This window comes from Pseudomonas defluvii, from assembly GCF_001695625.1.
Lineage (GTDB): Bacteria > Pseudomonadota > Gammaproteobacteria > Pseudomonadales > Pseudomonadaceae > Aquipseudomonas > Aquipseudomonas defluvii.
On record NZ_MBPN01000004.1, the window covers coordinates 17,536 to 41,069 of the forward strand.

Annotated in this window: 20 protein-coding genes and 2 pseudogenes; 10 read left to right on the top strand and 12 right to left on the bottom strand. The window is 61.2% G+C overall.

Annotated elements, in window-relative coordinates:
• Positions 1 to 85: 85 nt before the first annotated feature.
• Complete coding sequence (locus EKA13_RS01735; RefSeq protein WP_065757817.1) at positions 86 to 1,573, bottom strand: aldehyde dehydrogenase family protein; 1,488 nt, start codon at positions 1,571 to 1,573, stop codon at positions 86 to 88.
• Positions 1,574 to 1,931: 358 nt separating this feature from the next.
• On the opposite strand from EKA13_RS01735, the gene EKA13_RS01740 reads away from it, so the two are divergent.
• The 7 genes and pseudogenes from EKA13_RS01740 to feaR all read left to right on the top strand — a co-directional run bounded on the left by EKA13_RS01740 (position 1,932) and on the right by feaR (position 8,545).
• Positions 1,932 to 3,101, top strand: coding sequence for a p-hydroxyphenylacetate 3-hydroxylase oxygenase component (locus EKA13_RS01740; RefSeq protein WP_065757818.1), 1,170 nt, complete (start codon positions 1,932 to 1,934; stop codon positions 3,099 to 3,101).
• Positions 3,102 to 3,176: 75 nt separating this feature from the next.
• Entirely contained in the window at positions 3,177 to 4,115 is a 939-nt protein-coding gene (locus tag EKA13_RS01745) for a p-hydroxyphenylacetate 3-hydroxylase reductase component (protein ID WP_065757819.1), read from the top strand.
• Positions 4,116 to 4,681: 566 nt separating this feature from the next.
• Positions 4,682 to 4,897, top strand: a pseudogene (locus EKA13_RS28740) (PAS domain-containing protein); the annotation flags it as partial.
• Positions 4,898 to 4,927: 30 nt separating this feature from the next.
• Positions 4,928 to 5,191: pseudogene (locus tag EKA13_RS28745) on the top strand (methyl-accepting chemotaxis protein); the annotation flags it as partial.
• Positions 5,192 to 5,404: 213 nt separating this feature from the next.
• The gene (locus EKA13_RS01755) at positions 5,405 to 6,904 is read left to right on the top strand and encodes an APC family permease (RefSeq protein ID WP_065757821.1); all 1,500 of its coding nucleotides are present in this window, start codon (positions 5,405 to 5,407) and stop codon (positions 6,902 to 6,904) included.
• Positions 6,885 to 7,469 carry a DUF3156 family protein gene (locus EKA13_RS01760; RefSeq protein ID WP_065757822.1) on the top strand — a complete coding sequence of 195 codons (585 nt, stop codon included), beginning with the start codon at positions 6,885 to 6,887 and terminating at the stop codon, positions 7,467 to 7,469. Before EKA13_RS01755 ends, EKA13_RS01760 begins: the two co-directional genes overlap by 20 nt.
• A gap of 113 nt (positions 7,470 to 7,582) precedes the next feature.
• Entirely contained in the window at positions 7,583 to 8,545 is a 963-nt protein-coding gene (gene feaR / locus EKA13_RS01765; protein WP_065757823.1) for a transcriptional regulator FeaR, read from the top strand.
• Positions 8,546 to 8,805: 260 nt separating this feature from the next.
• Here the strand turns inward: feaR and EKA13_RS01770 are convergent, their stop codons facing one another.
• Both EKA13_RS01770 and EKA13_RS01775 read right to left on the bottom strand, forming a co-directional pair.
• The gene (locus EKA13_RS01770) at positions 8,806 to 9,171 is read right to left on the bottom strand and encodes a cupin domain-containing protein (protein ID WP_065757824.1); all 366 of its coding nucleotides are present in this window, start codon (positions 9,169 to 9,171) and stop codon (positions 8,806 to 8,808) included.
• A 33-nt stretch (positions 9,172 to 9,204) separates the two neighbouring features.
• Positions 9,205 to 10,503, bottom strand: coding sequence for an NAD(P)/FAD-dependent oxidoreductase (locus EKA13_RS01775; RefSeq protein ID WP_065757825.1), 1,299 nt, complete (start codon positions 10,501 to 10,503; stop codon positions 9,205 to 9,207).
• Between the two features lie 336 nt (positions 10,504 to 10,839).
• Between EKA13_RS01775 and tyrS the strand changes: the two genes are divergently transcribed.
• Positions 10,840 to 12,075, top strand: coding sequence for a tyrosine--tRNA ligase (gene tyrS / locus EKA13_RS01780; protein ID WP_065757826.1), 1,236 nt, complete (start codon positions 10,840 to 10,842; stop codon positions 12,073 to 12,075).
• A 65-nt stretch (positions 12,076 to 12,140) separates the two neighbouring features.
• Here tyrS and EKA13_RS01785 read toward each other — a convergent pair whose 3' ends face one another.
• From EKA13_RS01785 to EKA13_RS01825, 9 genes are all read right to left on the bottom strand, one after another.
• Entirely contained in the window at positions 12,141 to 13,595 is a 1,455-nt protein-coding gene (locus tag EKA13_RS01785) for an NAD-dependent succinate-semialdehyde dehydrogenase (RefSeq protein WP_065757827.1), read from the bottom strand.
• A gap of 15 nt (positions 13,596 to 13,610) precedes the next feature.
• Positions 13,611 to 14,414, bottom strand: a complete 804-nt coding sequence (gene hpaI / locus EKA13_RS01790) for a 4-hydroxy-2-oxoheptanedioate aldolase (protein ID WP_065757828.1) — start codon at positions 14,412 to 14,414, stop codon at positions 13,611 to 13,613.
• Between the two features lie 10 nt (positions 14,415 to 14,424).
• Positions 14,425 to 15,228, bottom strand: coding sequence for a 2-oxo-hept-4-ene-1,7-dioate hydratase (gene hpaH, locus EKA13_RS01795; protein ID WP_065757829.1), 804 nt, complete (start codon positions 15,226 to 15,228; stop codon positions 14,425 to 14,427).
• Positions 15,229 to 15,241: 13 nt separating this feature from the next.
• Positions 15,242 to 16,546 (bottom strand): MFS transporter, encoded by a 1,305-nt coding sequence (locus tag EKA13_RS01800; RefSeq protein WP_065757830.1) that lies wholly within the window; start codon positions 16,544 to 16,546, stop codon positions 15,242 to 15,244.
• A 46-nt stretch (positions 16,547 to 16,592) separates the two neighbouring features.
• The gene (locus tag EKA13_RS01805) at positions 16,593 to 16,985 is read right to left on the bottom strand and encodes a 5-carboxymethyl-2-hydroxymuconate Delta-isomerase (protein ID WP_065757831.1); all 393 of its coding nucleotides are present in this window, start codon (positions 16,983 to 16,985) and stop codon (positions 16,593 to 16,595) included.
• Positions 16,986 to 17,040: 55 nt separating this feature from the next.
• Positions 17,041 to 17,898 (bottom strand): 3,4-dihydroxyphenylacetate 2,3-dioxygenase, encoded by an 858-nt coding sequence (gene hpaD / locus EKA13_RS01810; RefSeq protein ID WP_065757832.1) that lies wholly within the window; start codon positions 17,896 to 17,898, stop codon positions 17,041 to 17,043.
• 119 nt (positions 17,899 to 18,017) lie between these two features.
• Positions 18,018 to 19,478: a 5-carboxymethyl-2-hydroxymuconate semialdehyde dehydrogenase gene (gene hpaE / locus EKA13_RS01815; RefSeq protein WP_065757833.1), complete on the bottom strand. Its 1,461-nt coding sequence runs from the start codon at positions 19,476 to 19,478 to the stop codon at positions 18,018 to 18,020.
• A gap of 5 nt (positions 19,479 to 19,483) precedes the next feature.
• Positions 19,484 to 20,251, bottom strand: a complete 768-nt coding sequence (locus EKA13_RS01820) for a fumarylacetoacetate hydrolase family protein (protein WP_065757834.1) — start codon at positions 20,249 to 20,251, stop codon at positions 19,484 to 19,486.
• Positions 20,252 to 20,262: 11 nt separating this feature from the next.
• Entirely contained in the window at positions 20,263 to 20,922 is a 660-nt protein-coding gene (locus EKA13_RS01825) for a fumarylacetoacetate hydrolase family protein (RefSeq protein ID WP_065757835.1), read from the bottom strand.
• 201 nt (positions 20,923 to 21,123) lie between these two features.
• Here EKA13_RS01825 and hpaA point away from each other — a divergent pair, with 201 nt between their 5' ends.
• Together hpaA and EKA13_RS01835 are read left to right on the top strand one after the other, a co-directional pair.
• Entirely contained in the window at positions 21,124 to 22,026 is a 903-nt protein-coding gene (hpaA, locus tag EKA13_RS01830; protein ID WP_065757836.1) for a 4-hydroxyphenylacetate catabolism regulatory protein HpaA, read from the top strand.
• 178 nt (positions 22,027 to 22,204) lie between these two features.
• Positions 22,205 to 23,461, top strand: coding sequence for a Bcr/CflA family multidrug efflux MFS transporter (locus EKA13_RS01835; RefSeq protein WP_065757837.1), 1,257 nt, complete (start codon positions 22,205 to 22,207; stop codon positions 23,459 to 23,461).
• Positions 23,462 to 23,534: the final 73 nt, after the last annotated feature.

Here is a 23,534-nt window from a genome sequence, read left to right on the forward strand (position 1 = left end):
CAGCGGCTGATAATGTTCACATATTAACTTAGTGTGCCGTCCTGTCATGCGCCTGTGCCAACAGATTATTCATCCTGCACCGCGTTCAGTAGCGAATCATCACCGACTTCAGTTCGGTGAAGTCATCGATGAAGGCCCCACCGAATTCACGGCCGATACCCGAGGACTTGGTACCGCCAAAGGGGACGGCGGGGTCGAGCAGGGTGTGCATGTTGACCCAGACCGTGCCGGCTTCGATTTCCGGTACCAGGCGCAGCGCTTTGGACAGGTCGTTGGTCCATAGGCTGGCGCTCAGGCCGTAGGCGGTGTTGTTCATCAGCGCCAGCAGTTCCTCTTCGGTGTCATACGGGAAGAAGGTCGCGACCGGGCCGAAGGTTTCTTCATTGAGCAGGGTGTCGTTCACCGAGTTGGCCAGGATGATCGTCGGCTCCACGTAGCAGCCGGGGCCTTCGCTGATCTGGCCGCCATGAATGATGGTGCTGTTTTCGGCGCGGGCGGTAGCGAAGAACCGGGCCAGTTTCTGCTGGTGTTGCTTGTTCGCAACCGGGCCAAACTGGGTGCTTTCATCCAGTGGCGAGCCAACCTTCAGTTGCGCCAGGCGTTTGGACAGCGCGTCCATCATCGGCTCGATCTGCGAGCGGTGGACGAAGAAGCGTTCTGCGGCGGCGCAGATCTGCCCGGAGTGAAGGAAGCCGGCTTCGATCATGCCATCGACGGCCTTGTCCATATCGACGTCAGGCAGAAAGCCCGCCGAGTTCTTGCCGCCCAGCTCCAGGGTGGCGCGGGTCAGTTTGGCACCCATCGCGCCTTGGCCCACGGCGATGCCGGTCGGGACCGAACCTGTGAAGGACACCTTGTCGGTGCCTGGGTGCTCGATCAGCGCCTTGCCGACACTGCCGCCGCCGGTCAGCACGTTGAGTGCTCCGGCAGGCAGGCCCGCTTCACTGGCCAGCTCGGCGATGCGCAGGATGGTCAGCGGGGTGAACTCGCTTGGTTTGATGATGATGCTGCAACCGGTGGTCAAGGCCGAGGCCAGCTTCCAGATCGCGATCATGGTGGAGAAGTTCCACGGCACAATGCCGACCACCACGCCAATCGGTTCGCGCAGGGTAAAGGCGTTGTAGCGCTCGCCAGCAAAGGAGGGCAGCGACGGGGTGATGGTTTCGCCAGTGATCTTGGTTGCCCAGCCGGCGTAGTAGCGCAGGAAGTGGGCCGCCTGATCGACCTCGAAGGCGCGCGAAATGTGGATGATCTTGCCCGATTGGCAGGTTTCGATCTGCGCCAGCTCCTCACGGTGGCGCTCCAGCAGGTCGGCGAGCTTGAACAACACGCTGGCGCGTGCCGCCGGGCTGGTGCGTGACCAGACCTTGAAGCCGCGATTGGCCGAATCGACGGCGCGCTCGACATCGGCCTGGGTTGCATCGCTGACCTGCGCAATCGCCTCGCCAGTGGCCGGGTTCAGCACCGTGAGCCTGTTCGTTGAGCTGCTGGCGACATAACCGCCGTCGATGTACAGGCTATGGTCGCGCTCAAGGAAGGCGTTGACCGAGGGAAGCAGTGCGATATCGCTCATGCTGGGCAGACTCCAGGCAGGGAAGCAGGCGGCGGCTTGCCGCGCTGAAATAGACGTATGGCACGAGCTTACCCGGCGCTGGCGGGGCGATCTTGACTCTGCCTGTCAGCGACATGTCTGTGCCTGCCATCGGTCAGGCAGTTGGCTGCTGTCGGGTGTGGCCTGAAGAGGGTGTTGGCTATGGAAAGTACAATCTTCCATCTGGAACGTGCATTTTCCTGGGCGAGACTGCCTCGCATACTGGCCCGGCATTCGTAAGTGAGCGGCGCCTGGTCTACTGCGTCCAGCGCTCAATGCCGCAGCCAGATGGGTTTTGGCCGCGGCAGGTCACTTGGGTCCAATAATAATGAGCCAGACCATGAAAAAGCCAAACTCCTTGCTGGAAGATCTCAAGTCCATTCTGCCAACCATCGCCGCTAATGCGGACGAGGCCGAGAAGGCGCGTACCGTACCTGCCGAGAACATTGCGCTGCTCAAAGGCACTGGCCTGCACCGCGCATTTCTGCCGAAGAAGTTCGGAGGCCTGGAAATTTCCCTGCCCGAGTTTGCCGAGTGCATTGCACTGCTGGCCGGCTCCTGTGCCAGCACCGCCTGGGCCATGAGCCTGCTGTGCACCCACAGCCATCAGTTGGCGATGTTCCCGGCCAAACTGCAGGAGGAGATCTGGGGCAGCAACCCCGATGCCACCGCCAGCAGCAGCATCGCCCCGTTCGGGCGTACCGAAGAGGTTGAAGGTGGCGTCACCTTCAGCGGTGAAATGGGCTGGAGCAGTGGTTGCGATCACGCCGAGTGGGCGATTGTCGGCTTTCGCCGCAAAAACGCCGAGGGCACTCAGGACTACTGCTTCGCCGTGTTGCCGCGCAGTGACTACCAGATCCGCGATGACTGGTACGCTGTCGGCATGCGCGCCAGTGGCAGCCGCACCTTGATCATCGACAACGCCTTCGTGCCTGAGCACCGTATCCAGAAGGCCAAGGACATGATGGAAGGCAAGTCCGCCGGCTTTGGCCTGTACCCCGACAGCAAGATTTTCTACGCACCTTATCGCCCGTATTTCGCCAGTGGCTTCTCCACCGTGAGCCTGGGCATTGCCGAGCGCATGCTTGAGGTCTTCCGTGAGAAAACCCGTAACCGCGTGCGGGCCTACACCGGTGCTGCCGTAGGTGCCGCCACCCCGGCGCTGATGCGTCTGGCCGAGTCCACCCATCAGGTCGCTGCTGCCCGCGCCTTGCTGGAAAAAAGCTGGCAGGACATTGCCGAGCACAGTGAGCGCCACGAGTACCCAAGCCGCGGCACCCTGGCATTCTGGCGGACCAATCAGGGCTACGCTGTGAAGATGTGCATTCAAGCGGTTGATCGCTTGATGGAGGCGTCTGGCGGCGGTGCGTGGTTCGAGAGCAATGAAAGTCAGCGCCTGTTCCGTGATGCGCACCTGACCGGTGCTCACGCCTACACCGACTACGATGTCTGCGCGCAGATCCTCGGCCGTGAACTGATGGGCCTTGAGCCTGATCCTTCGATGGTCTGAGTCAGCGGTTCTACTCGTCACGCGTATCGAATAACAACAAACGAGGCTGTCGTCGCGACAGCCCGGGAGTCTTGCATGTCCACCCTTACTGAAACCACCTTCGACGCACGGGCCTTCCGCCGGGCGCTGGGCAACTTTGCCACGGGTGTCACCGTAGTGACGGCTGCCGATGCCAGCGGCCGCAAAGTTGGCGTGACCGCCAACAGTTTCAACTCGGTCTCCCTGGACCCGCCACTCATCCTGTGGAGCATCGACAAGCGCTCGAGCAGCCTTGAGGTGTTCGAGGAGGCCAGCCACTTTGCGGTCAACATCCTGGCGGCAGACCAGATCGACCTGTCGAACAACTTTGCCCGCCCCAAGGATGACCGCTTCGCCGGGATCGTCTACGAGGCCGGTGAGGGTGGCGCACCGCTGCTCGCGGATTGCTCGGCGCGTTTCAGTTGCGAGAAGTACCAGCAACTGGACGGCGGGGACCATTGGATTCTGGTCGGCAAGGTAGTGGCGTTCGATGATTGCGGGCGCTCGCCACTGTTGTATCACCAAGGTGCCTACTCCATGGTGTTGCCACACACACGCATGACCAAGCGTGAGGAGGGGCAGCCGCCCAGCAGCAACTTCCAGGGCCGTCTGAGCCATAACCTGTACTACCTGATGACTCAGGCCTTGCGGGCCTATCAGACCAGCTACCAGCCTCGGCAACTGTCTACCGGCTTGCGCACCAGTGAGGCGCGCATGCTGATGGTGCTGGAGAACGATGCGGGGCTGGGCCTTGCTGACCTGCAGCGCGAAGTGGCGATGCCCGAGCGCGAGATCGTCGAGGCTGTTGCCAACCTCAAGCGCAAAGGGCTGGTGTCCGATGACCATGAGCGGGTTGTGTTGACGGGTAAGGGTATAGAAGAAACCGAAGCCCTGTGGGCGATTGCCCGTGAACAGCAGGACAAGGTGTTTGGTCAGTTCAGCGAAGAGCAGATCGAAACCTTCAAGACTGTGCTCAAGGCGGTGATCAAGCGCTGACGCCCTGGCAGCGGCGAACAACTACCTTGGCACGGCGGCGCAAGACGGCGATCTGGGAATACGGTCAACTCACTATCCCCCCGACTGGATAGCCAAACGGTGCGCTGATGTTTTTCAAACGCAATCACTGGGCAGGTGAGTTGACTGAGGTCTTGCTGCAAATAATTGCCGGCCAGCCCGGTGCGGCGCATCAGGCGCCGCTGCTGGCCAGCCATCCGCAGTTGCGGGCGACGCTGGAAACCCTTGGCGTCGAGCGCCAACAGGTCGGCCAGCAGTTGGCGCAGGCGCAGGCCACTGCGGCAGAACTGGCCACCCGGCTCGATCAGGAACAACACCATCTGCAGAGCGCACAGGCGCAGCAGACGCTTCTGCAACAGCGTTGCGAGGCGCTGCAGGCCGCGTTACTGGATCAACAGCACGAGACCCAGGCGCTTGTTCAACAGGCACAGATCTGGGCGTTGTTGCAGTCGACCCTCACCGAAGGCACTTGGGACATCTCGGTCGCCCATGGCGATGTGCGCCATCCTTCCAGCTCAATGCGTATCTCTAACCCGTTCCGTGCACTGATGGGCTACCTGCCGCAGGAGTTGCCCGATGGTTGGGACGCGCAGGTCAGTATCACGCACCCGGACGACCTGGCTGAGATCATGGCGGTTTTCGACCGGGAGATCCTCAAACCCGGTGGTAGCGGTGAGTATGTGTTCGAGTACCGGATGCAGCACAAGACCCGCGGTTTTATCTGGTGCCGTGAGCGTGGTCGTGCGGTACGTGATGAACAGGGCGTGCTGACCCGTGTGTTGGGCGCGGTGCGCGACATCAGTGACGAGCGCAGTGCACAGGCCAGTCACGAACAGATGCTGACCCAGAATCAGGCGACTTACGCGCAGATCGCGACTGTTGTCGGGGTCATCAAGAGCATCGCCGAGCAGACCAACCTGCTGGCCTTGAATGCTGCGATTGAAGCGGCACGTGCCGGTGAGGTGGGGCGCGGCTTTTCGGTGGTCGCCGATGAAGTGAAGAAGCTTGCCGAAAGTACCCGCCAGGCCACCCAGCAGATCCAGGCCATGTTGCACCGGCAGTAAAACCGGCGAGGTCGGTTGCAGGCAAGCGCTCGACCTTCATATGTGGCAGGCTGCAACAAAGACGACGGCAGCCTCGGGCAAGACGATGGGCGGAGGCGAAGCGCACAGTGGACGTACACGGTGACAACCCGCACCTGGAAGGGGCCTTGCAGGTTGACGGGTTTTGTCGCCATTTATGTCACACACTGAAGTCAGGGCATTATCCAGATGTCAATCAATAAAAAGCTCACCGAGCATCTGAATCGCGGCACCGTCGGATTTCCCACGGCACTGGCCAGTACGGTTGGTCTGATCATGGCCAGCCCGGTCATCCTGACCGCAACCATGGGGTTCGGGATTGGTGGCAGTGCCTTCGCGGTGGCCATGGTGATTGCCGCTGTCATGATGCTGGCTCAGTCGACGACCTTTGCCGAAGCAGCCTCGATCCTGCCAACCACCGGCTCGGTCTACGACTATATCAACTGCGGCATGGGGCGCTTTTTCGCCATTACCGGTACGCTTTCAGCCTACCTGATCGTCCATGTCTTCGCCGGTACCGCCGAGACCATCCTCTCAGGGGTCATGGCCCTGGTGAACTTTGAGCACCTCAATACCCTGGCCGAATCCGCCGGTGGCTCGTGGTTGCTGGGTGTGGCGTTCGTGATCGTGTTCGGCATTCTCAATGCCTTTGGCGTCAGCGCCTTCGGTCGTGCGGAGATCATCCTGACCTTCGGTATGTGGACCACCCTGATGGTGTTTGGCGTGCTTGGCCTGATCTCTGCGCCGGCAGTAGAGTTGGACGGCCTGTTCGGTGAGTCGTTGGTGGGCACCGACCTGATCACCATCCTGTCGCTGGTTGGCATGGCCATGTTCATGTTTGTCGGCTGCGAGTTCGTTACGCCGCTAGCCCCGGACCTGCGCAGGTCTGCCTCGGTGATGCCCAAGGCCATGGCCCTGGGGTTGCTGGGTGTGGCGTCGTGCATGTTCATTTATGGCGCGGCAATGAAGCGTCAGGTCGAGAACATCGTGCTTGATCCGGCCACCGGGCTGCACCTGTTGGACACGCCGATGGCCATTCCGAAGTTTGCGGCCCAGGTCATGGGTGACATTGGCCCGCTGTGGCTGGGTATCGGCTTCCTGTTCGCCGGCGCTGCGACCATCAATACCCTGATGGCCGGCGTACCGCGGATTCTCTACGGCATGGCGGTGGACGGTGCATTGCCCAAGGTGTTCACCTACCTGCATCCGCGCTTCAAGACGCCGCTGCTGTGCATCCTCGTCGCGGTACTGATTCCTTGCCTGCACGCCTGGTACCTGGGGGGTAACGCAGACAACATCCTGCACTTGGTACTGGCTGCGGTCTGCGCCTGGAGTACGGCCTACCTGCTGGTGACCCTGTCGGTGGTCATCCTGCGCATTCGCCGTCCTGACCTGCCACGTGCCTACCGCTCGCCGCTCTTCCCGCTGCCACAGATCCTCTCCAGTGTCGGTATCCTGCTGGGGATGTGGTTCATTACCCCACCGGGCATGAACCCCGCCGACATCTACGTTCCATTCGGCATCATGCTGGCGGCCACGGCAGCCTATGCGCTGTTCTGGACACTGTGTGTGCAGAAGGTCAACCCGTTTGCCCCGGCACGGGTCGAAGACGTCCTGGCGGTGGAGTTCGCCAACGAGCCTGGCATTCACGTTAGCGGTCATGTCCATCATGCTAGCAAAGCTGTTTGACCTGTTCAGCGCCCAGCGGGCCCCGGCCGGTTATCGGCCTGGGGTCACCCTGGAGTTGCTGCGGCGTAACCTGGGAATACACCGTTTCCACCTGGTGGAGACGGGGCGTGCCGAGTTCGATCTGGGGGCGGCGGGGCTGCGCGTGCAGGTCAGCGAGCGTACTCAAGCGCAGTTGCTGATGCATCTGGTCATGACCGAGTTCCGTCTCCAGGTGCCTGCCTTTGAACAGGGCAACGTCCACTTTGATCTGCACCATACTGGCTCGCTCAAGCGTACCGGTATTCGTTGCCGCTACCGTAGCGGCGACCGGACGCTGTTCGAGGCCGTGTCGAAGCGGCTGCTGGGCGACGCCAGGCTCAGCGCGGCGCTGATGCCGCTGGATTTCAAGCACCTGAGCATCGAATACGCGCTCAATGGCTGGACGGTTACTCTGGAACACATGGGGGGCAGCGAAGTCGTCAACCGTATGCCTGCCTTTCGTCGCTACGTAAAATTCAGCAGCGAACAGAAAGTGCTGCTCGAGCATACGCTGACGGCTCTGCAACGCGTGTTACTGGCACGTTAGCCAAAGGGTGGCATGAATACTGCTCCACATTGCGTGATGGATTATGGTTGTGCGCTCATTGGTAACATGTTAACAATTGAGTCATAAAAATAAGTTCGCGTGTGGAGGTATTCATGAGCATCCCCCAGCTTGATGGCAACAGACTGGAGCGTTGGACCACAGCCATGCAAAGTGTCTGTGGCCGTTTCGAGACCGAGTTGGCGTTTAACCGGTCGTTGTTCATCGGTGAAATATCGACCAGCCTGCGGGCTGGTCTGCAACTGTCCAACCTGCGAACCAATGCGGGCAACATCAAGCGCTTTGGTGACAACCCTGACCGTGACGATGACCAGCATTGTTTCCTGGTCAGCCAGCGTACCGGTTATTCGCAAATCACTCAGGGGGGCGTCAAAATCCAGCTTGCGCCGGGTGAGATGCTCTTGATGGACTCTGTCGGCCCCTGCGAAATCACCCCGTTCGGTTTGATTGAACACACCTCGTTGTCGTTGTCGCGCACTGAGGTGCGCAAGCACCTGAAAGGCCAGGGCGAGACCTTTGGCAAAATTTCCTCCAGTAACGCGTGTGGCCGCATGTTGCATGTGTTGATGGATGAGCTGTGCAAGGACACCGATGAGCACTCCTCGGCCAATGCGCAAGGTGATGCGCTGCAGAGTGCCTTTATTTCATTGCTCAGCCCGGGTTTCGAGCGCGCCGACGCCAGTAGCACTTCGTTGACCGTCAATGGTGTCAACCTGCGCAGCTACGTGCAGAAGGTGATCGATGAATCACTGACCCAGCCAGGCTTGAGCCCGGCAAGCCTGGCCAGTCGCTTGAACATTTCGGTGCGCCACCTCTACCGTCTGTTTGAGGAGGAGGGCGACAGCGTTTGCCGCTACATTCAGCGTGCCCGCCTCAAACGCAGTGCCGACGACCTTTCCAACCCGTTCCTGAAGACTGAATCGATTACCGCCATTGCCTACAAATGGGGGTTTACCGACTCGGCGCACTTCAGCCGCTCGTTCAAGAAGCAGTTCGAACAATCGCCGAAAGATTTTCGTGCTCACGTACTCAGCGCTGCTATGGCCGGCACGGCGTAACCGATAACCTGATCACTCGATAGCACGTTTACCCAGGACGTCCGTATGTCGTCGGCAAGCTCGGTGCGCACTACCTACCTTTCGGTCGGTAGTGTCATTGGGTGAGCCGGTACGGCAGTGAATGCGCGGTGCTTGCATCGTTGGCAAGCCAACTCCCACAAAGGGGTGCCGCAGGCTTTGAAAGCGGCTACGTTGGCTGGAAAAAACAAACCCCCGCTGAGAAGCGAGGGTTTGTTGGTGAAGGGGAGCCTTGAGACGGGTCAGACGACCGCGAAGTAGTGCTTCACAAAGCTCTCGCTGACGACTTCCCAGAGCACCGGCGTGCCCTTGGTCACGAACCAGCTGTCGCCGGCTTTGTAGCGCGTGCTCTGGCCGGTGGACTCATCAGTGAGCAGCACTTCGCCGGTGACGACCACGGCCTGTTCGTTGAATGGGTAGACCATGCGGAACTTGCCTTGGGTCGTGCCGAAGTAGGCGCTGCTGACCGGATCGGTCGGTGCACCGAAGGTCATTTTGCCGAAGGCTTTGACTTCGCCTTCCAGAATCTCGGAACCCAGGTCGGCAACGGTGCCCCAGGCGTCGAGTTCGGACAGCGCAATGTTGTTCTGTACAGTTGTAAGGGTCATGGCAGTGCTCCAGTGAGTGAACGATAAGGGGTTTCAACGCCGGCCGTTGAAGTAGCCGGACAGCTGATGCAGGCTTTTGCCGGCCGTCAGCAGCAGGGGGCGAATGTGGTCTTTGCCGAGGATCTGGGCGTGTTTGACCGAGCTGATCAGGTCGTAACGCGATGAACCTTCGCTCATGCCCTCGGCGAGGATTTTGCAAATGATGTGGCTCGGGGTGACGCCGAAGCCCGAGTAGCCTTGTACATAGAACGCATTCGGGCGGCCGCTGAGTGTGCCGATCTGCGGGAACAGGTTGGCGCCGGTGGCCATTGGGCCGCCCCAGGCCAGGTCGATCTGCACGTCCTTCAGGTACGGGAAGATCTTCAGCATCAGGTTGCGGTTCCAGGCCTTCAGGTCCTTGGGGATGTGTTCGATGAATGGTGTGGCGGCACCGAACAGCAGGCGGTTCTCATTGGTGACCCGGTAGTAGTCGATGACTGGGCGAATATCGCTGTAGGCACCGCGGATCGGGCTGATGCGCCGGATCAATTCGTCGGACAGCGGCTCGGTCATCAGTTGGAATGCGTAGGTGTTGATGGTGCGTGCGTGCAACTCTGGCTCCAGCTTGTTGAGGAAGCTGTCGCAGGCCCACAGCAGCTTGCGCGCTTTCACCGAGCCGCGCCCGGTACGCACGGTGATCTGCTCGCCGTAGCTCACTTCCAGGGCCGGGCTATGTTCGAAAATACGTGCGCCCAGGCCGACCAGCGCTTTGGCCTCACCGAGCAGCAGGTTCAGCGAGTGCACATGGCCGCCGCCCATGTGCAGCAGGGCGCTGCTGTAGGCGTCCGAGCCGATGATCTGCTTGACCTCGGCGCCGGCCAGGAAGCGGATTTCGTCCTTGCTGTTGATCGATTTGAAGTCTTTCTCCCAGGCGCGCAGGGTTTTTTCCTGGCGGGCGTTGAAGCCCATGTAGCCATAGCCGTGGCAGAAGTCTGCGTCGATGGCGTACTTGGCAATACGGTCCTTGATGATCCCGGCGCCCAGTTCGCTGATCTCGAAGATCTCGCGCAGGCCTTGCTCGCCGACACTGCTCTTGATCTTCTCCAGGTCGTGCCCGATCCCGGCCATGATCTGCCCGCCATTGCGGCCCGTACCGCCAAAGCCCAGGTAGCGTGCCTCCAGCACCACAACGTTGGTGATGCCTTTTTCGGCCAGTTCCAGCGCAGTGTTGATGCCGGAGAAACCGCCGCCAATCACGACGACGTCCGCTTCAATGTCACTTTCCAGCGTCGGGAAACTGAGGTTGTATTTCTTGGTAGCCGAGTAGTACGTAGGCGTTTCGATAGTGATCATGGCGCAGCCTGAACGGTTGAATTGGCACGACGGCAGGGCTTTTCGCAAGCACTGTCCCCTGGGGCCTATTAAGTTCCTAACGAGCGGTAGGTGTCTTGACTCTGCGTGCCGACGGCTTTGATCCGGCCTGCCAGCGCAGGCGTTTCAGGCCGGGCCGCTTGACGGCAGCCCTTGCATTTCGGATGATCGTTTCATGAATACATTAATGACCTGTCGCAGCGACTATTACGGCTACCCGCTCACCCCATGAGGCGGTAGTTGCTGCGTGCACCCGATCCGCCTGAGGCGAATCGGATAGTGCTCCCTTCTCCTCGGGCCTTACCCCTGGAGACAGCAATGAACGACACCCAAGACCGTTTGATCGACCACCTGCAGGCGCGGGGCTTTATTCACCAGAGTACCGACCTGGAAGCCTTGCGCACGCACTTGGCCACGGGGTCAAGAACGATCTACCTCGGCTTTGATGCCACCGCCGACAGCCTGCACGTAGGCCACCTGCAAGGCCTGATGCTGATGCGCTGGCTACAGAAGGCCGGGCACCGGCCGATTCTGTTGATCGGTGGCGCCACGACCCGTATCGGTGACCCGAGCTTTCGTGACGAGAGCCGGCCGATCCTCAGCGAAGCGCAGATCCAGGCCAATATCGCTGGCATTACCCGCACTTTTGGCCGTTACCTGAACCTGGGAGAGGGCGCTGGTGTTGTCGTCGATAACGCGCAATGGCTCGATGGCATCGGTTACCTGCAGTTTCTGGATCAGGTGGGGCGCTACTTCTCCATCAACCGTTTGCTGACCTTCGACGCGGTTCGCCAGCGCCTGGAGCGCGAGCATTCATTGTCGTTTCTTGAGTTCGGCTACACCCTGCTGCAGGCCCACGACTTTACCGAGCTGGCGCGCCAGTACGATTGCACTGTGCAACTGGGCGGTGCTGACCAGTGGGCCAACATCATCAATGGTGTGGAACTGGGGCGCCGTCGCGACAACCGCCAGCTGTTTGGCCTGACCATGCCGCTGTTGACCAGCAGCGATGGCAAGAAAATGGGCAAGTCGGTCAGTGGCGCGGTGTGGTTGGACGGTAGCCGCCTGGCACCGTTCGATTTCTGGCAGTTCTGGCGCAACTGTGATGACCGCGATGTCGGGCGCTTCCTGGCGCTGTTCACCGAGCTGCCGCTGGAGGAGATTCAGGCGCTCACGGCGCAGGGCGGTGCCGCGTTGAATCAGGCGAAGTGCGTATTGGCTGACCACGCCACGGCGCTGGCCCATGGCGAGGCGGCGGCACAGCAAGCCCATGCGGCGGCAACCGCTGTATTTGCCCACGGTGAGGCGGCGGAGCTGACCACGCTGAATATTTCGCGCGCCCAGGTGCAGGCCGGTATCAGCCTGGCCGAGTTGCTGGTCGAGACGGGCTTGCAGGCATCACGCTCAGCGGCACGTCGTCTGGCTGAGGGGCGTGGGCTGCGGCTGGATGGGGAGCTGGTTGAGTCGGCTGAGCGGGAAATGGACCGGCAGGCCAGCCAATGGCGGGTGAGCCTGGGCAAGAAACGCCATTTCGACATCAAGGTGGTGGGCTGACGCGAGCGGGGTTTAGCAGAAACACGGCCTGCTCAGCAGGCCGTGTTGGTCAATGGACCTGGCCGTTACTTGATACCCAGGCACATGTACTTTTGCTCGATGTAGTCATCAATGCCGTACTTGGAGCCTTCGCGGCCCAGGCCGGATTGCTTGATGCCGCCGAAGGGGGCCACTTCGGTAGAGATCAGCCCTTCGTTGACGCCGACCATGCCATATTCCAGCGCCTCGCTGACGCGCCAGGCACGACCGAGGTCGCGGGTATAGAGGTAGGAGGCCAGGCCGAACTCGGTGTCGTTGGCCATAGCGATGGCTTCTGCTTCGGTGTCGAAGCGGAAGATCGGTGCCAGTGGCCCGAAGGTTTCGTCACGGGCCACCAGCATCTGCGGGGTTACATCGCCCAGCACGGTAGGCTCGAAGAAGTTGCCGCCCAAGGCATGGGGCTTGCCGCCGGCGAGCAGCGTCGCGCCTTTGCCCAGCGCATCGTTGATGTGTTCTTCGACCTTGGCCACCGCCTTGGCATTGATCAAGGGGCCTTGCTGGACGCCGTCGGTATCGGCACTGCCAACCTTGAGCGCCTTGACGGCGCTGGCGAGGCGTTCGCTGAAGGCCTCGTAGATGCTGTTCTGCACCAGAATACGGTTGGTGCAGACGCAGGTTTGCCCGGTGTTGCGGAACTTGGAGCCAATCACGCCTTCAACAGCCGCATCCAGGTCGGCATCGTCAAAGACGATAAAGGGCGCATTGCCGCCCAGTTCCAGGCTGACTTTCTTGATGGTTTCAGCGCATTGCGCCATCAACAGCTTGCCGATACCGGTCGAGCCGGTGAACGAGAGCTTCTGCACCAGCGGGTTACCGGTCAGCTCCGCTCCGATCTCGCGCGAGCGGGTGCCAGGCACAATATTAAGCACGCCTGCAGGAATACCGGCACGCTCGCCCAACTCGGCTAGCGCCAGTGCCGACAATGGGGTTTCCGAGGCCGGTTTGACGATAACGGTGCAGCCTGCCGCCAAGGCCGGGCCGACCTTGCGGGTGATCATGGCGTTGGGGAAGTTCCACGGGGTAATCGCGGCGACGACGCCAATCGGCTGCTTGATGACCAGCAGGCGACGGCCTGGCTTGTCGTGAGGAATGACGTCGCCATAGACCCGTTTGGCCTCTTCGGCGAACCATTCGATAAAGCTGGCGCCATAGGCAATTTCGCCACGGCTTTCTGCCAGCGGCTTACCCTGTTCCCAGCTCAGCAGGCGCGCCAGGTCTTCCTGGTTGGCCATGATCAGCTCGAACCATTTACGCAGAATTGCGCTGCGCTCTTTAGCGGTTTTGTCGCGCCAGGCTGGCAGGGCCGCATGAGCGGCGTCGATGGCGCGGGCAGTTTCGGCCTGGCCGAGGGAGCTGACGGTGGCGATGATTTCGCCGTTGGCCGGGTTGCTCACGCTGAAGCGGGCATGGTCGTCCGCCTCAAGCCATTGGCCGTTGACGTAGGCGTGCTCGCGTAGCAGTTTCAAGTCGTTGAGTGTCATGGTCATGCTCAGCCGTTAGTAGACGCTGCCGCCCGCGCTGGTGGGCGCGGCGCAGCCTTTGAATTTGCCGGCCAGGGCCTGCAGGCCACGCATCAGCACGGTGGTGTCGACACCGACGGCGACGAAGGCTGCGCCCAGTTCGATGTAGCGCCGGGCGAGTGCCTCGTCAGCGCTGAGAATGCCGGCTGCTTTGCCAGCCTGCTGGATCCGTACGATGGCGTCTTCGATGGCCGCCTGGACTTCGGGGTGGCCAGGGTTGCCACGATGGCCCAGTGAGGCACTGAGGTCGGCCGGGCCGATGAACACGCCGTCGACGCCGTCGACCGCTGCGATGGCGTCCAGGTTGGCCAGGCCTTCACGATTTTCGATCTGCACCAGCAGGCACATCTGCTGGTCGGCGTGATCCAGGTAGCCGGGAATGCTGTTCCAGCGCGAGGCGCGGGCCAGGGCGCTGCCAACCCCGCGAACCCCCTGCGGCGGGTAGTGGATGGCGCGGACCAGTTCGCGCGCCTGCTCGGCGCTTTCGACCATGGGCACCAGCAAGGTCTGGGCACCGATGTCCAGCACCTGCTTGATCAGGGCGGTATCGCCGATCACCGGGCGAATGATCGGTTGGCTCGGGTAGGGCGCCACGGCTTGCAACTGGCCGAGCATGCCGCGCAGGTCATTCGGGGCGTGTTCGCCATCGATCAGCAACCAGTCGAAACCGGCATTGGCCGCGAGCTCCGCGCAATAGGCATCGGCCAGGCCGAGCCACAGGCCGATCTGGGCTTCGCCACTTTTCAGGCGTTGCTTGAAGGTATTGATGGGCATGTCCATGGGCTGCTCCTCAGACAAAACGGCAAGCGATGGAGCCGAGCATGTCGTAGTCGACATGGAAGGTATCGCCCGGGTTGGCCGCAACCGGACGGGTGAATGAGCCGCCAAGAATGATCTGACCGGCTTCCAGGGTGACGTCATACGGCGCCAGTTTGTTTGCCAGCCATGCCACGCCCTTGGCCGGGTGGTTGAGTACGGCCGCAGATACGCCGGACTCTTCGATCACGCCATTGCGGTAGAGCACGGCAGGTACCTTGCGCAGGTCGATCTCGGTCGGGCGCACGGCCCGTCCGCCCATGACCACGCCGGCGTTGGCGGCGTTATCGGAGATAGTGTCGAAGACCTTGCGGGTGGCCTTGGTCTGCGGGTCGATCTGTTGAATGCGCGCGTCGATGATTTCCAGCGCCGGGATTACCCACTCGGTGGCGTCGAGCACGTCGAACACGCTGACGTTCGGGCCTTTGAGCGGTTTACCGAGGATGAACGCGAGCTCCACCTCGACCCGAGGCACGATGAAGCGGTCGAAGGGAATGTCACTGCCTTCTTCGAACATCATGTCATCGAGCAGGGCGCCGTAGTCCGGTTCGGTGATGTTCGAGGACACTTGCATGGCCCGTGAGGTCAGGCCGATTTTGTGCCCGACCAGCTTGCGACCGTCCTTGATCTTCTGCGCTACCCAGGCGCGCTGGATGGCATAGGCGTCTTCGATGGTGATGGCCGGGTGTTCGAGCGAGAACTGGCGGACTTGTTCGCGCGAGCGTTCAGCACGGTCGAGTTGGGCAGCGGCTTGCAGAATCAGGCTGTGGTCAAGCATGGAAAAGGCTCTCTTACTGTGGATTAACGATGGCAGCCCGGGTGCGCAGCACCAGGAAACCGCCCAGAGCGATGAACAACGCCAGTACATACAAGGCCAGGCTGGCGCTGTGCGTGGTGTCGCGCATCCAGCCGATCAGGTAAGGCGCAAGAAACGAGGCGATGCTGCCGAACGAACTGATCAGGGCGATGCCGGCCGCCTGGGTACTGTTGGAAAGAAATGCCGGTGGCAACTGCCAGAACATCGGTAAGGCGGCACTGGCCCCCATACCGGCGACAACCAGGCCACTGAGCACCATGACCGGATTGGTGGGTGCCAGGCCGGCGACTGCGATCCCCAGTGCCGACATCAGTAGCGGTACGCACAGGTGCCAGCGGCGCTCCCGGTGACGATCCGAAGAGCGTCCGCAGGCGATCATGAACAGGCAGCCGAACAGGTAGGGCACGGCGCTGAGCAGGCCGACCTTGCCGTCGCTGCCGATGCCGGCGCCGTGAATCAGGGTGGGCATCCAGAACGCCAGCGTGTTGACCGCCAGCATCACTGCGAAGTACACGGCGACCAGTAGCCAGACCTGCGAGTCCTTGAGGATGCCGGAGAACGAGGTGATGGACTTGCGTTGCTCTTCATGGCTGAGCTGTTCGCGCAACTGACGTTTCTGCTCGTCGGACAGCCAGTTCACGGTCTCGAAACTGTCAGGCAGGCACTTGAGTACGATCAGGCCCAGCAGTACGACAGGCGCGCCTTCGATCAGGAACATCCACTGCCAGCCACGCAGCCCGGCAAACTCATGGAAACGCTCGAGGATACCGCCCGACAGCGGGCCGCCAATCACCCCGGCCATCGGTACGGCAATGGCGAACAAGGCGGTGACCTGCGCACGGCGCCCGGCCGGGTACCAACGGTTGAGAAAGACCAGGATGCCGGGGAAGAAGCCTGCTTCGGCTACACCCAGCAGGAAGCGCAGTACGTAGAACCCGCTCGCGCTGTCGATCCACAGCATGCCGGTGGAGAGCATGCCCCAGACCACCATCAGGGTGGCGATCCAGCGGCGCGGGCCAACCCGGTCCAGGGCCATGTTGCTGGGTACGCCGAACAGTGCGTAGGCGACAAAGAAAAGGCCTGCGCCGAAACCGTAGACGGTATCGCTGAAGTGCAGGTCGGTGCTCATCTGCATCTTGGCGAAGCCAATGTTGATGCGGTCGAGGTGGGCAAACAGGTAACAAATCAGCAGCAGGGGCATCAGTCGCCAGGTGACGATGCTGTGGGTACGGTCCTGGGTAGCGGCGGTGATGCCTTGAACGCTATGGGCTGTGTTCATGATCTTGTGCTTTTTATTAGAGAGATCAGGGGTAAAGGCAACGAGGTCAGTTGCCTTGTGATTTGAGGAACGCGTGGACGTTGTTTTCCTTGAAGTTCAGGACCTCGTGTAGCTCGATCATCTCGAAGGACAAGGCCAGCAGGCGTTCGGCCTGCAGGGGCGCAAAGTGCGCCTTGATCACCTCGAACAGGGCTTCGGCGACACGCTGGCGGGTGGCCAGGTCCCGGCCATGGCCGACTTTCAGGGTCATGTGCACGAAGGCATAGTCATGCTTGCCATCGGCCATGCGCCAGGTGTCCAGGCGAACGGCACGGCTGCGGATGCCGCCCAGTGGGAACACGCCACTGGCGCCCAAGGTGGCATGAACCTTCTCGAACAGGCCGGGCAGGTCAGCCTGCTCTTCGAGGTTGTCGGTGTACTCGGCAATGAAATGCGGCATGGGAACTCCTCTGCGCCGGGCAGCCTTGAGCCTGTTGCTCAAGGCTTGCGCTACGTTAAACCGGGAAGATGGCGTTGATTTGGCCGGTACCAGAGCTGCCGAACGGCTCGGTGAGCACCTCGACAGGCTTGTTGTAGTCGGCACCACCGAGCAGGCCCAGGAGCATCGCGGTGTCATGCATGCCGCCTTCGCCAAAGCAGTGCGCGGCGTAGTCCGGGAGCATGGCGCAGAACTCCTTGAAGCGGCCTTGCTTCCACAGTTCGACCACGCGCATGTCCATCTGCTTGTCGAACTCGCGGGTCCAGTTGTGGATGTTCGCTTCAGCGTTGCGGTCGTCCGAGAAACGGTGTGACAACGAGCCGGAGGCCAGCACCAGTACCTTACGGTCGCTCTTTTCAATGGCCCGGCGTACGGCGGCGCCGAATGTGAAGCTGTCTTCCAGGCGATGCCAGGCGCACCAGGCCGCAACCGAAACGACGTTGAATTTCTGTTCGTCCGGAACGTCCATGTGCATGTAGCGCATGGGCACCAGGGTGCCGTACTCCAGCTCCAGGCTTGGAATGTTGTGGGCCAGGGTGCGCACGTCGGTGGCATTTGCCTCGGCGGCGATCAGTTCACCCAGTTCCGGGCAGCCGGGGTACTCAAAGTGCATGTCCTTGATGAAATGCGGCAGCTCGTTGCTGGTGTAGATACCCTTGAAGTGTTCGCCACAGTTGACGTGGTAGGCACTGTTGACCAGCCAGTGCACATCGAACACGACGGCGGTATCGGCGCCCAGTTCGCGTGCGCGGCGGCCAATTTCCTTGTGGCCGGCGATGGCGGCTTCACGGCAGCCATGGTGTTTGCCCGGCAGTTCGGAAAGGTACATCGATGGCACATGACAGACTTTGGCTGCCAGGACGACTTCGCCCATGATGAAACTCCTGAAAATTGTTCTTGTTGTGCGTTGTAGGAGCCGGCCTTGCCGACGCGGTGCTCACCCTATACAGGGTGCTGTCGTTATCGCCAACAACGGCGGCTCCCGTGCAGGTATCAGACGCCCCAGCGTGGAATGTGGTGGCTGCCCATGGAAATGCACACGTTCTTGATCTCGGCGAACACTTCGAAGCTGTACTGGCCGCCTTCACGCCCGGTACCGGAACCCTTCACGCCGCCGAACGGCTGGCGCAGGTCACGCACGTTCTGGCTGTTGATGAAGACCATGCCCGCTTCGATGCCACGCGCCAGGCGGTGGGCCTTGCCGATGTCCTGGGTCCAGATGTAGGAGGCCAGGCCGTACTCGGTGTCGTTGGCCAGTTGCAGTGCTTCGGCCTCGTCCTTGAACGGGATCAGGCAGACCACAGGGCCGAAGATCTCTTCCTGGGCGATGCGCATCTTGTTGTTCACGTCCGCGAATACCGTCGGCTGGATGAACTGGCCGCGGCTCAGGTGCGCCGGCAGGTTGGCCGGGCGCTCCAGGCCACCGGCGAGCAGGGTGGCGCCTTCTTCGATACCGATCTTGATGTAGCCGGTGACCTTGTCGTAGTGGGCTTGAGTGATCATCGAGCCTACTTGGGTTTTCGGGTCTTGCGGGTCGCCGACAATCAGGCGCTTGGCACGGGCGGCGAACTCGGCAACGAATTGCGGGTACACGCTTTCCTGGATGAAGATCCGGCTGCCCGCGGTGCAGCGCTCGCCGTTCAGCGAGAAGATGGTGAACAGTGCCGCATCCAGTGCGCGCTCAAGGTCGGCATCTTCAAAAATCAGCACCGGCGACTTGCCGCCCAGCTCCATGGAGTACTTCTTCAAACCGGCGGTCTGCATGATCTTCTTGCCGGTGGCGGTGCCGCCGGTGAAGGAGATGGCGCGCACATCCGGGTGACGAACCAGGGCGTCGCCTGCGGTGGCACCGTAGCCCTGGATCACGTTCAGCACGCCGTTGGGAATGCCGGCTTCAACGGCCAGGCGACCCAGCTCGTTGGCGGTCAGTGGCGACAGTTCGCTCATCTTCAGGACGGCGGTGTTGCCCAGTGCCAGGCACGGCGCCGTCTTCCAGGTGGCGGTCATGAACGGCACGTTCCACGGCGACACCAGGCCGCATACACCCACTGGCTGGTACAGGGTGTAGTTGAGCATCTGGTCGTCGACCGGATAGGTGTGACCGTCCATGCGGGTGCAGACTTCAGCGAAGAAATCGAAGTTGTGCGAGGCGCGCGGGATCAGCACGTTCTTGGTCTGGTGAATCGGCAGGCCGGTATCCAGGGTTTCCAGTTCGGCCAGGTGTGGCACGTTCTGCTCGATCAGCTCGCCGAGTTTGCGCATCAACCGCGCACGTTCCTTGGCTGGGGTGTTGGCCCATTTCGGGAACGCTTCCTTGGCGGCGGCAACGGCCTGCGCGACTTCTTCAGCACCACCACTGGCGACTTCACCGATGGCCTCGCCGGTGGCCGGGTTGTAGTTGACGAAGGTGTCTTTGCTCTCGACCTCGCGGCCGTTGATCCAGTGTTTGATCATGGTGTTCAAGCCTTTTTGTTCTTGAAGAAGTCAGCTTCACTGACAATGCGGTTGACCAGGCGACCGACGCCCTCGACTTCAACTACCACCTCATCGCCTGGCACGACATCGGCCAGGCCTTCAGGTGTGCCGGTGGCGATCATGTCGCCCGGCTGCAGTGTCATGAAGCTGGAGAAGTATTCGATCAGGTAGGGGATGTCGAAAATCATGTCCCGGGTGCTGCCTTCCTGTTTCAACTCGCCGTTGATCCAGGTGCGCAGTGTCAGGTTGCTTGGGTCTGGTACGTCCGCCACATCGACGATCCATGGGCCGACCGGGGTGGTCGCGTCACGGTTCTTCACCCGCAGGTTGGGGCGGTAGTAGTTCTCGAGGTAGTCGCGGATCGCGTAGTCGTTGCACACGGTGTAGCCGGCCAGGTACGCCAGGGCGTCTTCGCGCTTGACGTTGCGTGCCGGTTTGCCGATCACCGCTACCAGTTCGCACTCGTAGTGCATGTAGGCGACGTTGTCCGGGCGCCAGGTGGTCTGTTTATGGCCGGTATAGGTGCCGGGCGACTTGATGAAGGCCAGTGGCTCGGTCGGCGGTGCGAAAGCCAGCTCGGCGGCGTGGTCGGCATAGTTCAGGCCCAGGGCGAACATGCTGCCGGTGGCCGGTGGCAGCCACTCGACCTGGTCTTCGTTGATACGGCGACCATCGGCCAGGTGCAGGACGTTGTCGGCGTCGACCGTGGCGAGGTGAACCTCGTCTTCAAAGCGGATACGGGCGTGTTTCATGAGGGCTCCTCTTACTCGGCCACGATGTGGTTAACGAGGCGGCCCAGGCCGCTGATTTCGACTTCGACCCGGTCGCCAGGCAGTACATCGACACGGCCTTCAGGGGTGCCGGTGATCAGCAGGTCACCTTCATGCAGGGTCATGAACTCGCTGAGTTCGGCGATCAGCTGCGCCACCGAGCGGACACAGTTGGCGGTGCTGTTGGACTGGCGCAGTTCACCGTTGACCCAGAGCTTGATGTCGAGCGTCTGAGGGTTGGCGACCTGCGAGGTCGGCACCAGCTCCGGGCCGAACGAGCAGAAACCATCACGGCATTTGGCTTTGACGGCAGGGCGGTAGTAGCTGTCTTCCGGAAGGCTGAATTCGTTGACGATGGTGTAGCCGGCCACATAGTCCAGCGCGTCTTCGACACTGACGCGGCTGGCGTCCTTGCCGATGACCACGCCCAGCGCGGGGCCTGGTTGCAGGTGCTCGATGCCTTGGGGGTAAACCACTGCATGGTCATGCTGGTTACGGGTGTTGGGGGTCTTGACGAACAACACCGGTTTGACCGGCGGTTGCTTGTAGGGCGGCTCGTTAAAGGCGGCGAGGTGCTGATTCAGCAGCCCCTGATAGTTCAGTGCAACGCCGAACAAGGTGCCGGTCGCAACGTCATGCAGGGCACGGCTCATGCTTTTCTCCTGGCAGGGGCAGGACATGGGCTGCCCTGCGTCTATTTGTTAATGTGTTATCGTTATAATTAATATGTTAACGACCGTCAAGATATTTGCCATCGTGCCGGCCTTTACCGTGGCAGTGGTACGATGGGCAAACGCCGCGTGACGTGCGAACAGGTCCAGCGTGGCGACCAAGAACAGCATGAGTAGCCCGCGATGAAAGATCGCCATCCGATTCCAAACATCAACATCGGCAAGGTGTACGACCAGCGGTACAGCGATAGCGAAGTGCATTACGACAAGCTGGGTAATCTCGCCGGCTTTTTCGGCCGCAACATGCCGGTGCACCGGCACGACCGCTTTGTTCAGGTGCACTACGTCAAGAGCGGTACGGTGCGGGTTTATCTGGATGACCAGCAGTACGTGGAGGCGGGGCCGATGTTCTTCCTCACGCCGCCGACCATTCCGCACTCGTTTGTCACCGAGGCCGATGCCGATGGCCATGTCCTGACCGTGCGCCAGCAACTGGTCTGGCAACTGATGGAGGCAGAGCCCGGCTTGATTCCGGGGCCGCGTTTGCCGGCTGCCTGCGTGGCCCTCGGTCGGCTGTCGGGGCCGTACCAGGACGAGGCGCGTCGCCTGGAGTTCCTGTTCGAGACATTGCGCGAAGAAAACAGTCAGTCGTTGCCCGGCCACGCTTCGGCACTGTCGAGCCTGACGCGCTTGATCATGATCAGCCTGCTGCGGCTGTGCGCCAATTCGCTTGAGGCAACACCGGCTCGGCACGAAGACTTGCAGATCTTCCACCGCTTCAATGAGTTGATCGAGCGCCATTACCGCGAGCACTGGGCGCTGTCGGCCTATGCTTCGGCCATCGGCGTGACCGAGGCGCGGCTCAATGACGTATGCCGACGCATCGCTGACTTGCCGTCCAAGCGCTTGGTGTTGGAGCGGGTCATGCAGGAGGCGAAGCGGCTGTTGTTGTTTACCGGCAGTTCGGCCAACGAGATCTGTTATCAGCTGGGCTTCAAGGATCCGGCGTACTTCAGCCGGTTTTTCCAGCGTTACGCGCAAATCACGCCAGGCGAGTACCGGCAGCGTCAGGTGGGCTTGCGATAGGGAGTGCATGGCGCCTCTGCCTTTTTTATTGGCCGATGGTTGCGCCTGCAGGGCTGCGCGGAAATGGCTTTTCCGGGTGATGTATTGCACTTTTCATGACGGGTAGACGGTAGGGCTCTTCAGTAGCATAGTTAATATGCTAACGTTCTCATCCCTGTTCGTCGGTGTCTGTGTGCCCATGACTACTGTTGCCCGTCCTGATCGCTTGCTTGTGCTGCTGGCTGCGCTCGTCGCCTTTGCCCCGTTGTCGATCGATACCTACCTGCCCAGCTTGCCGGAGATCGCCAATAGCCTGGCGGCCAGCCAGACGCAGGTGCAAATGACCATCGGCGTTTTTCTGCTCGGTTTGTGCATCGGCATGTTGTTTTACGGGCCGCTTTCAGACCGCTTTGGTCGCCGCCCGATTCTGCTGGCCGGCCTGGCACTGTACCTGCTGGCCAGTGTCGGCTGCATGGCCGCATCCAGTGTTGAGCAGTTGATCGCCTGGCGTTTCTTTCAGGCGTTGGGTGGTGCCGCAGCCTCGGTGCTGGCCAGGGCTATTGTCAGGGACCTGTATCCGCTGAATCAGGCTGCGCGAGCGCTGTCGTTGATGCACCTGGTGACCATGATCGCCACCCTGGCGGCACCGCTGGCGGGCAGTGCGCTGCTGAGCCTGAGTGGTTGGCGCAGTATCTTCGGCGCATTGCTGCTGTTCTCGGTGCTGTGCCTGTTGGCGTCGCTGCGCTGGATCCCGGAAACCCACCCGGCCAGCCGCCGTGGCCGTTCAGTGGGCGCTGCGTTTGCTGCCTACTGGCACATTGGCACGCAACGTCGGGCCTTGGGCTGCATGCTGTGCATGGGGTTTTCCTTTGGCGGGATGTTTGCCTTCATCACCGCCTCACCGTTCGTCTATGTGGAGTATTTTGGCGTCTCGCCAAGTGACTACGCGTGGCTGTTCGGGATGAACATCGCTGGAATCATCGTCATGACCTTCGTCAACGCACGGCTGGTCACGCGGGTGGGAACGCTACCGATGCTGGGCGTAGGCGCGGTGTTGGCGGCGCTTTCGGGGGTGGCCTTGGCTGTGGTCGGCTTCACCGGGGTGGCCGGTCTGGCGGCAATGGCGACGTGCATCCTCGTGTATGTAAGCGTTACCGGGCTACTGGGTGCCAACAGCGTGGCGCGTCTATTGGCCCTGTACCCTCAGCAGGCTGGCGCCGCCGCTGGTTTGGCGGTGTCTGGGCAGTTTGCCTGTGGCGCCGGTTTCAGTGCGCTGGTCAGCTACTTCGCCAATGGCACGCCATTGCCGATGTGCCTGGCCATGGCGGCTGCCGGTGTTGCCAGCCTTGGTGCGTTCCTGCTGATCTATCTGGGGCGTGGCGAGGCGTGTTCCGGGTTGGCAGGCCAGTTCCAGCCGGGGAGTGCCCCTGGAGGTCGCCAAGGTTCTAGTGGGTAACAATTTGTATTTTGTTAACATGTTTATTTTTCGCAGGTGCCCTTGCTGCAACTTCGGGGCACCCTTAAACTGC